The organism is Streptomyces sp. M92 (genome assembly GCF_028473745.1).
In the GTDB taxonomy this organism is placed as follows: Bacteria; Actinomycetota; Actinomycetes; order Streptomycetales; family Streptomycetaceae; genus Streptomyces.
Window position 1 is genome coordinate 6433687 of record NZ_CP101137.1, and the last position, 15729, is coordinate 6449415.

At 73.8% G+C, this 15729-nt stretch carries 14 protein-coding genes and 1 pseudogene; 8 read left to right on the top strand and 7 right to left on the bottom strand.

Going from position 1 to position 15729, the window contains the following annotated elements:
• Nucleotides 1–9: 9 nt before the first annotated feature.
• Entirely contained in the window at nucleotides 10–1143 is a 1134-nt protein-coding gene (locus M6G08_RS29420) for a methyltransferase (protein ID WP_272591472.1), read from the top strand.
• Nucleotides 1144–1154: 11 nt separating this feature from the next.
• Here the strand turns inward: M6G08_RS29420 and M6G08_RS29425 are convergent, their stop codons facing one another.
• Together M6G08_RS29425 and M6G08_RS29430 are read right to left on the bottom strand one after the other, a co-directional pair.
• Nucleotides 1155–2039, bottom strand: coding sequence for a class II fructose-bisphosphate aldolase (locus tag M6G08_RS29425; RefSeq protein WP_272590143.1), 885 nt, complete (start codon nucleotides 2037–2039; stop codon nucleotides 1155–1157).
• A 60-nt stretch (nucleotides 2040–2099) separates the two neighbouring features.
• Complete coding sequence (locus tag M6G08_RS29430; RefSeq protein WP_272590144.1) at nucleotides 2100–2981, bottom strand: SIS domain-containing protein; 882 nt, start codon at nucleotides 2979–2981, stop codon at nucleotides 2100–2102.
• A 133-nt stretch (nucleotides 2982–3114) separates the two neighbouring features.
• Here M6G08_RS29430 and M6G08_RS29435 point away from each other — a divergent pair, with 133 nt between their 5' ends.
• Complete coding sequence (locus tag M6G08_RS29435; protein WP_272590145.1) at nucleotides 3115–3894, top strand: DeoR/GlpR family DNA-binding transcription regulator; 780 nt, start codon at nucleotides 3115–3117, stop codon at nucleotides 3892–3894.
• 695 nt (nucleotides 3895–4589) lie between these two features.
• Here the strand turns inward: M6G08_RS29435 and M6G08_RS29440 are convergent.
• Nucleotides 4590–5558 (bottom strand): DUF8832 domain-containing protein, encoded by a 969-nt coding sequence (locus M6G08_RS29440; protein ID WP_272590146.1) that lies wholly within the window; start codon nucleotides 5556–5558, stop codon nucleotides 4590–4592.
• A gap of 193 nt (nucleotides 5559–5751) precedes the next feature.
• Here M6G08_RS29440 and M6G08_RS29445 point away from each other — a divergent pair, with 193 nt between their 5' ends.
• From M6G08_RS29445 to M6G08_RS29455, 3 genes are all read left to right on the top strand, one after another.
• Nucleotides 5752–5985 (top strand): heavy-metal-associated domain-containing protein, encoded by a 234-nt coding sequence (locus M6G08_RS29445; RefSeq protein ID WP_272590147.1) that lies wholly within the window; start codon nucleotides 5752–5754, stop codon nucleotides 5983–5985.
• A 77-nt stretch (nucleotides 5986–6062) separates the two neighbouring features.
• Nucleotides 6063–8324, top strand: coding sequence for a heavy metal translocating P-type ATPase (locus tag M6G08_RS29450; protein WP_272590148.1), 2262 nt, complete (start codon nucleotides 6063–6065; stop codon nucleotides 8322–8324).
• A gap of 138 nt (nucleotides 8325–8462) precedes the next feature.
• Nucleotides 8463–9146, top strand: coding sequence for a phosphatase PAP2 family protein (locus M6G08_RS29455; protein WP_272590149.1), 684 nt, complete (start codon nucleotides 8463–8465; stop codon nucleotides 9144–9146).
• A gap of 8 nt (nucleotides 9147–9154) precedes the next feature.
• Here M6G08_RS29455 and M6G08_RS29460 read toward each other — a convergent pair whose 3' ends face one another.
• From M6G08_RS29460 to M6G08_RS29475, 4 genes and pseudogenes are all read right to left on the bottom strand, one after another.
• Nucleotides 9155–9607 (bottom strand): phospholipase, encoded by a 453-nt coding sequence (locus M6G08_RS29460; RefSeq protein ID WP_272590150.1) that lies wholly within the window; start codon nucleotides 9605–9607, stop codon nucleotides 9155–9157.
• A 169-nt stretch (nucleotides 9608–9776) separates the two neighbouring features.
• A pseudogene (locus M6G08_RS29465) lies at nucleotides 9777–10383 on the bottom strand (cupin).
• Nucleotides 10384–10407: 24 nt separating this feature from the next.
• The gene (locus M6G08_RS29470; RefSeq protein ID WP_272590151.1) at nucleotides 10408–11337 is read right to left on the bottom strand and encodes a DUF6807 domain-containing protein; all 930 of its coding nucleotides are present in this window, start codon (nucleotides 11335–11337) and stop codon (nucleotides 10408–10410) included.
• Nucleotides 11334–12449: a Gfo/Idh/MocA family protein gene (locus tag M6G08_RS29475; protein WP_272590152.1), complete on the bottom strand. Its 1116-nt coding sequence runs from the start codon at nucleotides 12447–12449 to the stop codon at nucleotides 11334–11336. The genes M6G08_RS29470 and M6G08_RS29475 overlap by 4 nt, the downstream gene beginning before the upstream one ends.
• Before the next feature lie 208 nt (nucleotides 12450–12657).
• Between M6G08_RS29475 and M6G08_RS29480 the strand changes: the two genes are divergently transcribed.
• The 3 genes from M6G08_RS29480 to M6G08_RS29490 all read left to right on the top strand — a co-directional run bounded on the left by M6G08_RS29480 (nucleotide 12658) and on the right by M6G08_RS29490 (nucleotide 15722).
• Nucleotides 12658–13251 (top strand): Dps family protein, encoded by a 594-nt coding sequence (locus tag M6G08_RS29480; protein ID WP_073731174.1) that lies wholly within the window; start codon nucleotides 12658–12660, stop codon nucleotides 13249–13251.
• Between the two features lie 112 nt (nucleotides 13252–13363).
• Nucleotides 13364–14428: an ABC transporter permease gene (locus M6G08_RS29485; RefSeq protein ID WP_272590153.1), complete on the top strand. Its 1065-nt coding sequence runs from the start codon at nucleotides 13364–13366 to the stop codon at nucleotides 14426–14428.
• A gap of 91 nt (nucleotides 14429–14519) precedes the next feature.
• On the top strand, nucleotides 14520–15722 hold the full coding sequence (locus M6G08_RS29490) for a cysteine desulfurase-like protein (protein WP_272590154.1): 1203 nt from the start codon (nucleotides 14520–14522) through the stop codon (nucleotides 15720–15722).
• Nucleotides 15723–15729 lie beyond the last annotated feature (7 nt).

Consider the following 15729-nt stretch of genomic DNA (forward strand, 5'->3'; position numbering starts at 1 on the left):
TGGGGCGAGATGACGACCCCGTGGGGCGAGCAGGTGCTCTCCCGCTTTCCCGAGGACCCCCGCGACCGGCTCCGGGCCTGGGACGCCTCCGACGAGTACCTGCTCGGGCACCTCGCGGACCAGGACGTGCCGCTGTCCGGCACGGTGGTGGTCGTCGGCGACCGCTGGGGCGCGCTGGTGACGGCGCTGGCCGCGCACCGGCCGGTGCAGATCACCGACTCCCACCTCGCCCGGGAGGCGACCCGCGCCAATCTGAAGCGGGCGGGCGTCGAGCCTGACGGCGTACGGCTGCTCACCACGCGGGACACCCCGCCGGAGCGGATCGACGTGCTGCTGGTGCGGGTGCCCAAGAGCCTGGCACTGCTGGAGGACCAGCTGCTGCGGCTGGCGCCGGCGCTGCACGAGGGCACGGTCGTGGTCGGCACCGGGATGGTGAAGGAGATCCACACCTCGACGCTGCGGCTGTTCGAGCGGATCGTGGGCCCGACCCGTACCTCCCTGGCGGTGAAGAAGGCCCGGCTCATCTTCGCCACGCCGGACCTCTCGCTGAAGCGGCCCGCCAATCCCTGGCCGCTGAGCTACCGGCTCCCCGACGACGTCGGACCGGTCTCCGGGCGGACCGTCGTCAACCACGCCGGTGTCTTCTGCGCGGACCGGCTCGACATCGGCACCCGCTTCTTCCTCGGGCACCTGCCGGACACCGGCGGCCTGCGGCGGGTGGTGGACCTGGGCTGCGGCAACGGCGTGGTCGGTACGGCGGTGGCGCTGGCCGACCCGGACGCCGAGGTGCTGTTCACCGACGAGTCGTTCCAGGCCGTGGCCTCGGCACGGGCGACGTGCGAGGCGAACGGGGCGGCGGGGCGGGCCGGGTTCCGGGTGGGCGACGGGCTGGCCGGGGTGCCGGACGGCAGTGTCGACCTGGTGCTGAACAACCCGCCCTTCCACTCCCACCAGGCGACGACCGGCGCCACCGCCCGGCGGATGTTCACCGGGGCGCGGCGCGTGCTGCGCCCCGGCGGTGAGCTGTGGGTGGTCGGCAACCGGCACCTGGGCTACCACGTCGCACTGCGGCGGCTGTTCGGCAACAGTGAAGTGGTCGCGAGCGACCCCAAGTTCGTGGTGCTCAGGGCGGTCAGGAAGTAGGGCGCGGGCGGTCACCCCGTAGTACGGGCGATCACCCCGATGAGCGTCGACACCGTCCGCACCATGGCATCCCGTCCCGCGGTGAGGTAGCCGCGGGAGTCGGCCGCCTCGGGGCGGGCGGCCAGGTACTCCCGGATCGCGCCGGTCATGGCGAGGTTGAGCGCGGTGCCGACGTTGACCTTGGCGATGCCGCCGGCGACGGCCGTGGCGAGTTCGTCGTCCGGGACCCCCGAGGAGCCGTGCAGCACGAGCGGCACGTCCAGGGCGCCGGACAGGGCCTTGAGCAGGTCGTGGTCGAGGATGGCGGTGCGCGTCGTCATGGCGTGGGAGCTGCCGACGGCCACGGCCAGGGCGTCCACGCCGGAGTCGGCGACGAAGGCCCGCGCCTCGGCGGGGTCGGTGCGGGCGCCGGGCGCGTGGGCGTCGAGCGGCGGTGCGGCGGCTCTCCCCCGCCCGCCCGGCCCGGCCTTGCCGCCGACCTCCCCCAGCTCCGCCTCGATCCACAGCCCCCGGGCGTGCGCCCAGTCGGCGGCGGCCCGGGTCGCCGCGAGGTTCTCGGCGTACGGCAGCCGGGAGGCGTCGTACATCACTGAGCTGAATCCGGCGTCCGGGGCCTGGCGCAGCAGGCCGTCGCTCTGGACGTGGTCGAGGTGCAGGGCGACGGGCACGGCGGCGCCCTCGGCGGCGGCCACGGCCGCGCGGGCCAGCGGCAGCAGGCGGCCGTAGCGGTACTTCACGGCGTTCTCGCTGACCTGGAGGACGACGGGCGTGCGCACGGCCTCGGCGCCCGCTATGACGGCCTCGACGTGCTCCAGGGTGATGACGTTGAAGGCGGCGACGGCGGAGCGCGCGGCTGCGGCGCGGGCCACCAGGTCGCCGGTGTTGGCGAGGGGCACGGTCTCTCTCTTCCCCCGGGTTCTTCCCCGGGCGCCGGGTGGCGGCTGTGGGGGCGGTCGTCAGGGGGCGAGGATCACCGAGCGGGTGAGGTGGCGGGGCCGGTCCGGGTCGAGGCCCCGGGAGGCGGCGACGGCGACGGCGAGCCGCTGGGCGCGGACCAGCTCGGCGAGCGGGTCGAGATCACCGGGCACCCACATAGCACCGGTGTCCCGGACCTGTCCGGCCAGCCCCTCGGGCGCCTCGCCGAACATCCAGGTGGCCGTGCCCGCGGTGCTGATGCTGATGGGGCCGTGTCGGTACTCCATCGCCGGGTATGCCTCGGTCCACGACAGGGAGGCCTCGCGCATCTTCAGGCCGGCCTCGTTGGCCAGTCCGACGGTCCAGCCCCGGCCGAGGAAGGTGAACTGGGTGCGCTCGACGAGTCCTTCGGGCAGTTCGGCCGTCAGGGCGGTGCGGGCGTCGGTGACGACCGTGTCCGTGTGCAGGCCGAGGTGGGCGCGGAGCAGGGTCAGGGCGGTGGTCGCGAACCGGGTCTGTACGACGGACCGTTCGTCGGCGAAGTCGAGCACGACCACGTCGTCGGCGGCGGTCATGACCGGCGTGGCCGGGTCGGCGGTGAGCGCGACGGTCCGGGTACGGCCCTTCAATTCGGCGAGCAGCTCCAGTACTTCGGTGGTGGTGCCGGAGCGGGTGAGGGCGACGACCCGGTCGTACGCGCGACCCCGCGGGAACTCGGAGGCGGCGAACGCGTCGGTCTCGCCCTGGCCCTGGTCCTCGCGCAGTGCCGCCGCCGACTGGGCCATGAAGTACGAGGTTCCGCAGCCGACGATCGCCACCCGCTCCCCCGCCGCCGGGAGCGCCGCCGCGTGCCGTGCCGCCTCGGCGGCGGCGCGTGTCCAGCACTCGGGCTGGCTGTTGAGCTCGTCTTCGACATACGTCATGCCGCACACTCCCCGATCACCGAACGGTCTGATTGTTCCTGCAAGATATAGCCATCTTTCGAGCACACTCAAGCAATCTTGGGAACTGTGCGGTGCGCTAGGGTCGGCGGGAGATCGAAGAACGGAGGCGCGGATGTCGCGCGACGCCCGCTGGAAGGCGCTGCTGGAGCTGCTCGTCGAACGCGGCCGGCTGGACGTCGAGGAGGCGGCGGCCGAACTGGAGGTCTCGGCCGCGACGATCCGCCGTGACTTCGACCGGCTGGCGGAGCAGCAGATGCTGGTGCGCACCCGCGGTGGCGCGGTCGTGCACGGGGTGTCGTACGAACTGCCGCTGCGGTACAAGACGGCCCGCAACGCCTCCGAGAAGCAGCGCGTCGCCCAGGCGGTCGCCGCCCTGGTCGCGCCGGGCGAGGCGGTGGGACTGACCGGGGGGACGACCACCACCGAGGTGGCGCGCGCGCTGGCGGTGCGCGCGGACCTCGCCTCGGGCACGCCGGCGCTGACCGTGGTCACCAACGCGCTCAACATCGCCAACGAGCTGGCGGTCCGGCCGCAGTTCAAGATCGTGGTGACGGGCGGGGTGGCCCGGGCTCAGTCGTACGAGCTGATCGGGCCGCTCGCGGACGGGGTACTGGGCCAGGTGACGGTCGACATGGCGGTACTGGGGGTCGTCGCCTTCGACGTCACGCACGGCGCCGCGGCCCACGACGAGGCGGAGGCGGCGATCAACCGGCTGCTGTGCGAGCGCGCCGAGCGCGTGGTCGTCGCCGCCGACTCCAGCAAGCTGGGCCGGCGGGCCTTCGCCCGGATCTGCGCGACCGAGTCGGTGGACACGCTGGTCACGGACGGGTCGGCCGATCCGGACCTGGTGCGGCGGTTCGAGGAGTGCGGGGTCCGGGTCGTGCTGGCCTGACGGGAGGACTGCCGGCCGCCCGGGACCAGCGGCCGCCCGACGGGACCGCCGGCTGTCCGGCCCGGGCCCCCGGCCGGCCGACGGGGGCCGTGACCCGCCCGACGAGGTTCCACCGCGCCTGGCTGTAGCCACCGTTCACCCGTCAGCGACGGTCCGCCGCCCGACAGGACCTGCCGACCACCGACGACGCCCGGCATCCGCCCGACCGGGGCCAGCGCCGCACCGTGGGACGCGCGCCGCCGCGCGCCTCTGTCCCGGAGGCGGAACGCGCGATCACCCTCAGCCCCAACGGCTCCGGCACGCCGTCCTCGACGAGCACCGGCACCCGCCCGACCAGGGCCGACGTGCACTCGGCAAGCTTTCACCGCAGGCCCGACCGGGGCCAACGTGCGCCCGGCGACCTCCCACCGCGCACCTGACCGGGGCCAACGCGCGCCCGACGACCCCCACCACACGCCCAACCGGGACCGTCAACCGCCCGGCGGGGACCACGACCCGCTCGACGAGACCACCGCACGCCGGTTCCGGAACTCCGTCCGCCCGCAGAGAACCGACAGCCGCCCGACAGGGTCCGCCGACCTCCCGAAGGACCCGGCAGGCGCCCGACCGGGGCCGCCCTCTGGCCGACGAGCTTTCACCAGGCGGCCTGACGGGAACCTCGGCCGCCCACCGGTGCCCGTCGAGGGTGTCGGTCGTCAGTGCCCGTGGCCGTCGGTGTGTTCCGTCGTGGTGGCCGGGGCCGGGTCCTGTGTGCCCGGCGCCGCTCCGGCCCGGACGGTGAACGCCGCGGTGTGCACCTCGCCGCCGTGCTGGAAGTCCAGGAACAGGCGGTAGGTGCCGGCGGTGGGGGCGGTGGCCGTGAAGGAGATCTCCGGGCCGGGGCTGGTGGTGCCGTCGCCGGGTTCGCCGTTCGGGTGGACGTGGAGGTAGGCGAGATCGCCGGAGCGCAGGGCGACCAGGTGACCGTAGGCGCCGAGGTAGGGCTGGAGGTCGGTGACGGGTTCGCCGTCGCGGGAGACCTTCAGCCTCAGTTCGCTCGGGCGCCCGGGGCTCAGGGAGCCGGCGAGCTCGACCTGGTAACCGCCGGTCGTGGCCGCGGCGTTCGGGGCCGGCAGGGGCGCGGGCTCGTAGCGGCCGGAAGCGGCGAGGTCGGCGCCGAGCGTGAGGTTCTCCGCGCCCTTCTTCGCCGGGGTGAAGTCGGCGAAGACGCGGTAGCCGCCAGCGCCGGGCAGGTCGACGGGGGTGCGCCAGGTGCCGTCCGCGGCTCGGGTGGGGTGCAGGTGGCGGTAGGTGACCAGGTCGCGTGAGGCCACGATGAGGTGCAGCTCCTTGCCGTGCTCGCGCTGGTACGCGGTGACGGCGTCGCCGCGCGCGTCCCGGACGGTGAAGCGCAGCTCGGTGCGCTCTCCGGCGGTGACGCGCGGGGTGGCCAGGTCGAGGGTGTACCCCTTCTCGGAGATCTGCAGTCCGCCGGCCGGTGCCGTCTCGTGGCCCACGTGACCGCCGCCCTCCTCGGGTTCGGCCGAGGGCCGACCGTGCTCGTCGTGCGGCGCGGGCGCGCTCTCCGCGACGACCGGTTCGACCGTCGTGCCGACGCCGTAGGCGGAGCCGAAGGCGGCGGCCAGCGCGGCGGTGAACGCGGTGATCCTCAGTCCGGTGTTCATGGCGGTCGTCTCCTCGCATCCCGGGTCTCCGGCTCACGGGAGACCTCTTCATGCACCTCACCATACCCCTGGGGGGTACCGAGTCAAGTGGCGGCCGAGACTTGCGTTAGGTACCCCCTAGGGGTATACATGACATAGGGCAGGGGATACCCCGGGCCCGTATCCGTACGGCACCGCACCTTCGGAGGAAGACATGACCTCGACCATCACCACCCCCGTCAGCACCACCTACGCCGTCGCCGGCATGAGCTGCGGTCACTGCAAGGCGACGCTCACCCGGGTGATCGGTGAGCTGGACGGGGTCACCGGTGTCGACGTCCAGGTCGGCTCCGGCCTGGTCACCGTCACCGCGGCCGCCGAGCCGGACGACGCCGTGATCGCCGAGGTCGTCGACGAGGCCGGTTACGAGCTGACCGGCCGCGTCTGACCACCCCGAACTCCCCCGCCGCACCGCCGGGACCCGCAGGACCGGGTCCCGGCCGACGACCCGCATCAGGAGCAGCCATGTCCACCAGTACGACCGGCGCACCGACCGAGGTAGAACTCGCCATCGGCGGCATGACCTGCGCCTCGTGCGCCGCCCGGATCGAGAAGAAGCTCAACCGGATGGAGGGGGTCACCGCCACCGTCAACTACGCGACGGAGAAGGCGAAGGTCAGCTACGGCGCCGACGTGTCCGTCCCCGAGCTGATCGCCACGGTCGAGGCGACCGGTTACACGGCCCGCGAGCCCGAGCCGGTGCGCTCCGAGCCGGAGTCCGGCCCTCAGAGCGCCAAGGCCGCCGACGAGCTGCGGCCGCTGCGGGAGCGGCTGGTCACCGCCGTGGTGCTGGCCGTCCCCGTCATCGCGATGGCGATGGTGCCGGCGCTGCAGTTCGAGTACTGGCAGTGGCTGTCGCTGACCCTGGCGGCGCCCGTGGTGACGTACGCCGCCTGGCCCTTCCACAAGGCCGCCTTCACCAACGCCCGGCACGGCGCGGCCACCATGGACACGCTGATCTCGGTGGGGACGTCGGCGGCGTTCCTGTGGTCGCTGTGGGCGCTGTTCCTCGGCACCGCGGGCACGCCCGGCATGACCCACCCCTTTGAGCTGACCATCGCCCGCAGCGACGGCGCCGGGAACATCTACCTGGAGGCCGCCGCCGGGGTGACCGCGTTCATCCTGGCGGGCCGCTACTTCGAGGCCCGGTCCAAGCGCAAGGCGGGTGCCGCCCTGAAGGCCCTGCTGGAGCTCGGCGCCAAGGACGTGACCGTGCTGCGGGGCGGGGTGGAGGAGCAGATCCCGGTCGCCGGGCTGAGGGTCGGGGACCGTTTCCTGGTCCGTCCCGGCGAGAAGATCGCGACCGACGGCACGGTCGTCGAGGGCACCTCGGCCATTGACGCGTCGATGCTCACCGGTGAGTCGGTGCCGGTGGAGGTCGGCGTCGGTGACGCGGTCACCGGTGCGACCGTGAACGCGGGCGGCCGGCTGGTGGTCGAGGCGACGCGGGTCGGCGCCGACACCCAGCTGGCACGGATGGCGAAGCTGGTCGAGGACGCGCAGAACGGCAAGGCCGCCGCCCAGCGGCTCGCCGACCGCATCTCCGGCGTCTTCGTGCCCGTCGTCATCGTCCTCGCGCTGGCCACCCTGGGCTTCTGGATCGGCAACGGCTCCGGGCTGACGGCCGCGTTCACCGCCGCCGTGGCGGTCCTGATCATCGCCTGCCCCTGCGCCCTGGGCCTGGCCACGCCGACCGCGCTGATGGTCGGCACCGGGCGCGGCGCCCAGCTCGGCATCCTCATCAAGGGCCCCGAGGTGCTGGAGTCCACCCGCAAGGTCGACACCATCGTCCTCGACAAGACCGGCACCGTCACCACCGGCCGCATGACGCTGCTCGCCGTGCACACCGCCGACGGCACCGAGGAGGGTGACGTGCTGCGGCTGGCGGGCGCCCTGGAGCACGCCTCCGAGCACCCGATCGCCCGCGCCGTCGCCGACGGAGCGCTGGCGAAGCTGGGCGCGCTGCCCGCGCCCGAGGACTTCGCGAACGTCCCGGGGCTCGGTGTGCAGGGCGTCGTCGACGGCCACGCCGTCCTCGTGGGCCGCGAGAAGCTGCTCGCCGAGTGGGCCATGGAGCTGCCCGCCGAGCTGGCGCGGGCCAAGGCCGAATCCGAGGCGGCGGGCCGTACCTCGATCGCCGTCGCCTGGGACGGCGAGGCCAGGGCGGTCCTGGAGGTCGCCGACGCGGTCAAGGACACCAGCGCCGAGGCCATCGGCCGGCTGCGCGCCCTGGGCCTGACCCCGATGCTCCTCACCGGCGACAACAGGGCCGTCGCCGAGTCGGTGGCCGCGGAGGTCGGCATCGCTCCCGAGCACGTCGTCGCCGAGGTCATGCCCGAGGACAAGGTCGACGTCGTCAAGCGCCTCCAGAACGAGGGCCGTTCGGTGGCGATGGTCGGCGACGGGGTCAACGACGCCGCGGCGCTCGCCCAGGCCGACCTGGGGCTGGCCATGGGCACCGGAACCGACGCCGCCATCGAGGCAGGCGACCTCACCCTGGTCCGCGGCGACCTGCGGGCGGCCGCCGACGCGATCCGGCTGGCCCGCAAGACGCTGGGCACCATCAAGTCCAACCTGTTCTGGGCCTTCGCCTACAACGTCGCCGCCCTGCCGCTCGCCGCGGCCGGGCTGCTCAACCCGATGATCGCCGGAGCGGCCATGGCCTTCTCCTCGGTCTTCGTCGTGGGCAACTCGCTGCGGCTGCGGGGCTTCAAGGCCGCGAGCTGAGCCGCCGCACGCCGAACGGGCCCCGTCGGCGCGCCGTGCGCGTGGGAACGGGACAGGCTGGTACGCCGACGGACCGCGCGCCCCTCGGCCGCCTCGCCCTCGCCCAGGCCGTCCCCTCGCCCCGCGGAGCAGGAGCCCATGACCGAACCGACCAACGCCGACGGGGACACCAGCGGCCCGCTCTCGCCGGCCCCGGTGCCCGTCCGGCCCCGCCGCCGGGCCCTCGACGCCGTACTCGGTGATCTGCGTGCTGTGGACGGCGCGCTGTACGCGGCGGTGGCGGCCACCTCCACCCCCTCGCTCGACCGTGCGCTGCGCCGGCTGTCCCGCGCGGCCGACCATTCGAAGATCTCGCTCGGGATCGCCGCCGCACTCGCGCCGGCCGGTGCGCGGCCCCGGCGGGCCGCCCTCGTCGGGCTCGCCGCGGTCGCCGTGACGTCGGCCGCCGCGAACCTGCTGGGCAAGCGTCTGGTGCGCAGGGCGCGGCCGGACCGGGAGGCGGCGCGGGTGACGGTCGACCGGCACGTGCCGATGCCCGTGTCGGCGTCCTTCCCGTCCGGTCACACGGCCTCCGCGGTCGCGTTCGCCACGGCGGTCGGCGTGGTCCTGCCCGAGGCGGCCGTACCTCTCGGCGCGCTGGCGGGCGCCGTCGCCTACTCCCGGGTCCACACCGGCGTGCACTATCCCGGCGACGTGGCCGCGGGCGCCGTACTGGGCATCGCCGGGGCGGCCGCCGCCCTGACGGCAGCGGCGGCCTCCCCGGTGCCGGGCCTGCGGTCGGTCTGCTCGCCATCGCGGGCACCGTCCTGCGCCAACCGGTGACGGCTGCGTCAGCCGAAGGCCCGCACGGCCTGGTAGTACGTCCACGCCGTGCTGTTGCAGGCGGCCTTGGTGGCGCCCCCGTAGCGGGCGCAGACTCGCTTGAGGTCCTCGTAGAAGGCGCTGTCGAGCCGGGACTTGTTAGCGCTGAAGGTGCCGGCGTCCTTGTAGTTGCGGTAGCCGAAGTCGTGTCGCGCGCAGGAGCTGCTGAAGGGGAAGCCGAACGGGTTGTCCGGCGAGGAGGAGCAGTAGTCGGTGGTCCAGTCGAACTCGTAGGCGGCCCAGGCGGACTGGTTCGCCCGCGCGGCGGCCCAGGCGTTGTAGCTCGACGCGCTGGTCTGCGTCCAGCTCGCGAGCACCCGCGGCTTGTCGGCGGGAGCGGCGTCGGCCGTCGCGGCGGTCGCGAGGACGGTGGTCACGGACAGGGCCGTGGCGGCGAACCCGGTGGCGAGTCTGCGGTGCATTCCACACCTCCATGAGGCTGCGGCCCGCCCCTCGGGCCGCAGGTTCATGCCAAGATGATGCGCATTTCGACCACCGCTTCACACTTCCGCTGCCCTAATGGCCCCTTAACTCTTCGGCCTGGCAAGGGATCGGGAAGTGAACAGCCGCCCGCCCGGTCCCATCTGCCTCTCAACTCCCCTCCGTGCGGGACGCGTCGAGCTGAGGCGTCGGCCCCGGCAGTGCGTACTCGTCCCGGCGGCCGCACATGCCGTAGCCGCCCAGCCTGGTGGGTGCCGTCCCGTACGCGGTGGCGTCGGCGAGGTACCCGGGGTCGCCGTCGGCGAGCGCGTCGAGCTGCGCGCCGGTGCGGCCGGCGGCGGCCGACGCGCCGGACCGCCACAACTCCCGCCGGCCGGGCACCTTGTCCCGCACCAGGTGCCCGGCGGCCCGCTGGAACTCCGGTACGGGCCGTCGTCCCCGGCGGCCAGGGCCTCGCGCAGCACCAGGTAGCCCCGGACGGCGAGGTCCCTGCGGCGCCGTGCCGCGGCCTCCGGGTCGGCCGGCACCACGGGCGGGAAGGTGAGGACGGCGTCCCCGGCTTCGGGCAGGCCGCTGTTCTCCATCAGCCCGGTGACGCGCGGCCGCCGCCCTGCACCATGCGGTGCACGGTCCCCGGCGTGGACCAGGCGTCCGAGCCCGGCCCCAGCGGGACGTCCCGGTGGCCGTCCGGGCTCAGCGTCTGCACCGCGCCGTGTCCACCGGTGACGACGTAGGTCTCCGTGCGGACCAGGTGCAGGTGCGGGCCGGGGCCCGGGGGCGCTCACCAGGCCAGTGTGTCCAGGTGGGCGCCGATCCGGTCGCGATCCCAGGCGCCGTCGGCGACCAGGACGCGGTAGCGGTAGGCGAAGGACTCGCCCTCAGGCAGCTCGAACTCCTCGAAGAACGCCCAGGAGAACGCCACGCTCGGAACGGGGTCGGCGCGCACGAACCAGTGCGAGGGGTGGATCGCCCGCTCCTCGTCGAGGTTCTCGGGCGCATGCGCGAAGACGAGCGTGGAGCGGGCGTCGACCTCGTCGTGCTCGGCGGTGAAGGCGAGCCAGGGGCTCTGGGTGCCCATCAGTCCGGCGGCGTCCGCTTCGGTGTCCGGCGCGAAGACGGTGCCTCCGGTGAAGTCGCGGGGGCCGCGCCACTGGAGTCCGGTGTAGCCGGCCATCTCGCGGCCGGCGGTGGTCGGGGAGCCGAACGCCAGTGCCTCCGTGCGGGTGTTGGTGAGGCGGATCGACCAGTCCAGAACCCAGGCGCCGGCCTCCTCGTCGACCGAGTGGAGGGTCAGGCCCCGCTCTTCGCGGGCCCACTCGGCGCCGCCGTTCTCGATCCAGGTGAGCTGTTCGGTGAGCGCGAACCGGTCGTCCTCGGCCGTGAGGCCGGCGAAGCCGTCGTGGCGCATCGAACCGACACGCTCGGGCAGCGGCCGGTAACCCTCGCCGTGGACGTAGCAGTTGCCGCCCCAGAAGTTCTGGCCCGAGAGATGACTGGCCGTCATCTGCAGGCCCTTGTGCCAGCGGTGGTCGCTGGGGCGGTAGCCGGTCACCGTGCGTCCGGCGAGGGTGCGCACCGGGTGGGCGTAGGGCTTGCGGGACTCGAAGGCGTCGGGGTCGGGACGGTAGACGTAGCGGAGGATCTCGGTGCCGCCGGCGGCGGTGACGGCGATGTGGTCGCCGTGGGTGTGGGTGACGCGGAGGGTGCTCATGCGCGCTCCTTCGGGGCCCAGTCGGGGTGGTCGCCGTGCATGGCCCCGTGGAAGGGGTCGCCGGGCGCGATCTCGCCGGCGAGGACCGGCCGTCCGGTGAACGCCGCCTTGTAGAGGGCGGCGGCGAACTCCAGCGTGGCGCGGGCCTGTACGCCGCTGCCGGGCGGCCGCTCGCCCGCGTCCCAGGCGTCCAGCACGGCGCCGAGCTGCGCCGTGTGGGAGCTGGGCACGTCCGCCGCCGGGACGCGCCAGGCGGCGGCGCGCGCGGGGTCCACGTGCCGGGCCGGGGTGTAGCTCCAGTCGTCGTTGCGGTGCCCGTACAGGTGCGTCAGCTCGACCGTGGCGTCGGCGCAGTCGACGCGGACGCGGCTCACCTCGTCCGGCGAGAGCACGCTGTTGACGACGGTGGCCAGGGCGCCGCTCGCGAACCGCACCAGGGCGGTGGACACGTCCTCGCTCTCGGTGTCGTGGACCAGGCGGGACGCCATGGCCCGCACCTCCGCCCAGGGGCCGAGCAGGTGCAGCAGCAGGTCGTACTGGTGGATGCCGTGGCCCATGGTCGGGCCGCCGCCCTCGGTGGACCAGCGGCCGCGCCAGGGCACGGCGTAGTAGGCGGCGTCGCGGTGCCAGGTGGTCTGGCAGTGGGCGACCAGCGGGACACCCAGCTCCCCGCTCGCGATCAGGTCGCGGGCGTGCGCGGCGCCCGAGCCGTACCGGTGCTGGAAGACGACGGACGCGTACGCCCCCGACGCCTCCTCGGCCGCCGCGATGTCGTCGTACTCGGCCAGCGACAGGCACAGCGGCTTCTCGCACAGCACCCAGGCGCCCGCCTTGAGCGCGGCCACCGCCTGCTCCCGGTGCAGGGACGGCGGCGTGCCGATCAGGACCAGGTCGGGCCGTACGGCGTCCAGCATGTCGCCCACCGACGTGTACCCGGCGACGTCCCCGCCCGCCTCGGCCCGGAAGGCGTCGAGCCGCCTCCGGTCCACGTCCACGGCGGCGACCAGTTCCGTCCGTTCCGCGTGGGCTCTCAGGGCGGGCAGGTGGCCGCCGGTGACGATGGCACCGGTGCCGATCACGGCGACACGGCGGCGGTCGGGACGTGGGGCCATGCGGTCCTCCTCGGACGCCGGCGCACGAGGGGCGCGTACGCGGGCAGAAAGCGCTTTCACTCGGGCAGACCCTAAGCGGCGGCCGGACGACCGGACAACCCCCCAGCGTTTGCGGGCACGGCGGACGGCTGGTCGACTGTCGCCGGGGGGACCGGGGCCGGTCGCACCGCGCCGGCGCAGTCTTCAGTCCTCCGGAAGGGAACCAGGCGTGAGCAACCCGAAGTCGTCGTCCGTGGAGCACAGGTCCGACGGCAGCCAGCCCTGGCTGCACCAGAAGGGCCGCACCATCCAGGAGTTCGGCACCGTCAAGCAGTTCCCCGTGGCGCTGACCATGGACACCCGGCTCTACTCCTGCCAGCGGCTGAACAAGGTGCTGGCGGACACCCGGATCCTGCACGACCTGTACAAGAAGTACCACTGGCTGATGCGCGGGGCGACGTTCTACCAACTGCACCTGCTGCTGGACAAGCACGCCGGCGAGCAGCTGGAACTGATCGACACGGTCGCCGAGCGAGTCCAGACGCTCGGCGGCGTCGCCATCGGCGACCCCCGGCACGTCGCCGAGATCACCACCGTGCCGCGTCCCCCGGACGGCGTCGAGGAGGTCCCGGCGATGCTGTCGCGGCTGCTGGAGGCGCACGAGCTGATCCTGGCCGACTGCCACGACGCGGCCGCGCGCACCCAGGAGATGGGCGACGACGGCACCAACGACATCCTCGTCTCCGACGTCGTGCGCACCAACGAGCTCCAGGCCTGGTTCGTGGCCGAGCACCTGGTGGACACGCCGCTGGTGCACGCCTGAGTTCCCGTCACGTGACGACGGCGGCCCCGCGACGGGCTGCCGTCACCCTCCGTGCACCCGGGCGGGGGCGTCCGTGATGCCCCCGCCCCCCTTCTGTGAAAGCGTCCGGCACATGGCCCACTCGTCCCACGGCGCCCACGCCGAGCCCCCGACGCACGGGCAGCGGTGGTCCACGTTCCGGCAGTCGCCGTTCTGGCCGGCCACCGTGCTGGTACTGATCCTCGCGGCGGCCGCGGGGCTCTTCGCGGGTTCGTACACCTACTCGATGGCGGATCCGACGCCGCACTCGATCCCCACGGCGGTGGTCGGCTCGTACGAACAGGCACGCGGCCAGGCCTTCCTGGACGGCCTGGAGAAGGCGCTGAACGCCTCCGTGAAGGTGCACCCCTACGAGAGCACGGCCGAGGCCCGGGAGGCGATGCAGGACCAGGAGGTCTTCGGGATCTTCGAGATCCGCGACGACGGGCGGACCGCCGTGCTCGACCTGTCCAGCGCGTCGGGCGCCTCGGTCGCCGAGGTACTGGCCGACACGGCACCGGCCGTGGGGAAGAAGACCGGCGTCGAGGTCACCGTCCGGGACATCAACCCCCTCCAGGAGGGCGACCCGCGCGGGCTCGCGATCTTCTACATCTCGCTGGCCGCGGTCATCATCGGCTTCGTCGGCGCGATCCAGCTGAGCGTGCACGCGCGCGCCCTGACCCCGTTCGAACGCATCCTCTTCACGGCGGCCTACGCGCTGCTCGGCGGGTTCGCCATCGCCGCGACGGTGGACTGGCTGCTGAACGCGCTGGACCTGCCGTTCGTCGAGTCGTGGATGATCCTGGCACTCACCATGTTCGCGTCGGGCATGGTCTTCACGATGTTCAACACCCTGTTCGGACGCTGGGCGATGCTGCCGACCTGGGGCCTGATGGTCCTGCTCGGCAACCCCTCGTCCGGCGGCGCCGTGTCCTGGCCCCTGCTGCCCTCTCCGCTGGGGGCGATCGGGCAGTGGCTGCCGCCGGGTGCCTCGGTCAACGCGCAGCACACGGCGGTGTACTTCCAGGGCCACCAGCACCTCTTCCCGTTCCTGGTGCTGGGCGGCTGGGCGCTGTTGTCCTGCTCGGTGTTCTGGATCTGGCGGCACCGGCATCCCGGTGGCCGCGAGAAGCAGCCGGCCCACGCCGCGGACTCCTGACCGCCGGTACGCGTCCCTCCAGGGCGTCTGTTCCGATCGGCGCCCCGCTGCGATCATGAGGCGGCAACGCCCGCCTTCGGTTGGAGAGCACATGGCCCTGGACGTCGACGCGATCCGCGCGCAGATACCCGCCCTGAAGTCCGGCTCCGCCCGCTTCGACGCCCCGGGCGGCACCCAGACCCCCCAGCCCGTCATCGACGCCGTCGCCGAGGCGCTGGCCCATCCGCTGGCCAACCGGGGCCGGACGACCGAGGGCGAGCTCAACGCGGACGGCATCGTCACCGACGCCCGCGGCGCCCTGGCCGACCTGCTGGGCGCCGACCCGCGGGGCGTCGTCTTCGGCCGTAGCGCCACCCAGCTCTCCTACGACCTGTCCCGGACGCTCGCCAAGACGTGGGGGCCGGGCGACGAAGTGGTCGTCACCCGCCTCGACCACGACTCCAACATCCGGCCCTGGGTCCAGGCGGCCGAGGCGGCCGGCGCGACCGTGCGGTGGGCCGACTTCGACCCGGCCACCGGGGAACTGCTGCCCGAGCACATCGAGGCGGTGCTCTCCCCGCGCACCCGGCTGGTCGCGGCGACCGCCGCGTCCAACCTGATCGGCACCGTGCCCGACATGGCGGCCGTCGCCCGCCTGGCGCACGGTGTCGGCGCGCTGCTGCACGTCGACGCGGTGCACTACGCCTCGCACGCCCTGGTGGACCTGACGGTGCTCGGCGCGGACACGCTGGTGTGCTCGCCGTACAAGTTCCTCGGTCCGCACCTGGGAGTGCTGGCGGCCCGGCCGGAGTTCCTGGAGACACTGCGGCCGGACAAGCTGCTGCCCTCCAGCGACGCCGTCCCCGAGCGCTTCGAGCTGGGCACGCTGCCGTACGAGCTGCTGGCGGGGGCCCGCGCCGCGGTGGACTTCCTCGCGGGTCTGGAGCCGGACGCGCGCGGCAGCCGCCGGGACCGTCTGGGGGCCTCGTTCGCCGCCCTGGAGACGCACGAGGCGGCCCTGCGCGAGCGCATCGAGCGGGGACTGTCGGAGCTCGGCGGGATCACCGTGTACTCACGGGCCGCCCGGCGCACCCCGACCCTGCTGTTCACCGTGGCGGGCCTCAGCCCCGCCGAGGTGTACGGGCGGCTCGCCGAACGCCGGATCGACGCGCCCGCCGGCTCCTTCTACGCCCTGGAGGCCGCACGCCGGCTGGGACTGGGCGACGAGGGCGCCGTACGCGTGGGACTCGCGCCGTACACCGACGCCGGCGACGTGGACCGCCTCCTGACCGCGCTGGGCACCCTCGCCCGCTGACCCGAGG

Excerpts from the sequence above, each read along its gene's own strand:
- M6G08_RS29420 (WP_272591472.1), top strand. The coding sequence starts at position 10 with ATGACGACCCCGTGGGGCGAGCAGGTGCTCTCCCGCTTTCCCGAGGAC.
- M6G08_RS29490 (WP_272590154.1), top strand. The coding sequence starts at position 14,520 with ATGGCCCTGGACGTCGACGCGATCCGCGCGCAGATACCCGCCCTGAAG.
- M6G08_RS29475 (WP_272590152.1), bottom strand. The coding sequence starts at position 12,449 with ATGGCCCCACGTCCCGACCGCCGCCGTGTCGCCGTGATCGGCACCGGT.
- M6G08_RS29440 (WP_272590146.1), bottom strand. The coding sequence starts at position 5,558 with ATGAACACCGGACTGAGGATCACCGCGTTCACCGCCGCGCTGGCCGCC.
- M6G08_RS29470 (WP_272590151.1), bottom strand. The coding sequence starts at position 11,337 with ATGAGCACCCTCCGCGTCACCCACACCCACGGCGACCACATCGCCGTC.
- M6G08_RS29435 (WP_272590145.1), top strand. The coding sequence starts at position 3,115 with ATGTCGCGCGACGCCCGCTGGAAGGCGCTGCTGGAGCTGCTCGTCGAA.
- M6G08_RS29450 (WP_272590148.1), top strand. The coding sequence starts at position 6,063 with ATGTCCACCAGTACGACCGGCGCACCGACCGAGGTAGAACTCGCCATC.
- M6G08_RS29485 (WP_272590153.1), top strand. The coding sequence starts at position 13,364 with ATGGCCCACTCGTCCCACGGCGCCCACGCCGAGCCCCCGACGCACGGG.
- M6G08_RS29445 (WP_272590147.1), top strand. The coding sequence starts at position 5,752 with ATGACCTCGACCATCACCACCCCCGTCAGCACCACCTACGCCGTCGCC.
- M6G08_RS29455 (WP_272590149.1), top strand. The coding sequence starts at position 8,463 with ATGACCGAACCGACCAACGCCGACGGGGACACCAGCGGCCCGCTCTCG.
- M6G08_RS29460 (WP_272590150.1), bottom strand. The coding sequence starts at position 9,607 with ATGCACCGCAGACTCGCCACCGGGTTCGCCGCCACGGCCCTGTCCGTG.
- M6G08_RS29430 (WP_272590144.1), bottom strand. The coding sequence starts at position 2,981 with ATGACGTATGTCGAAGACGAGCTCAACAGCCAGCCCGAGTGCTGGACA.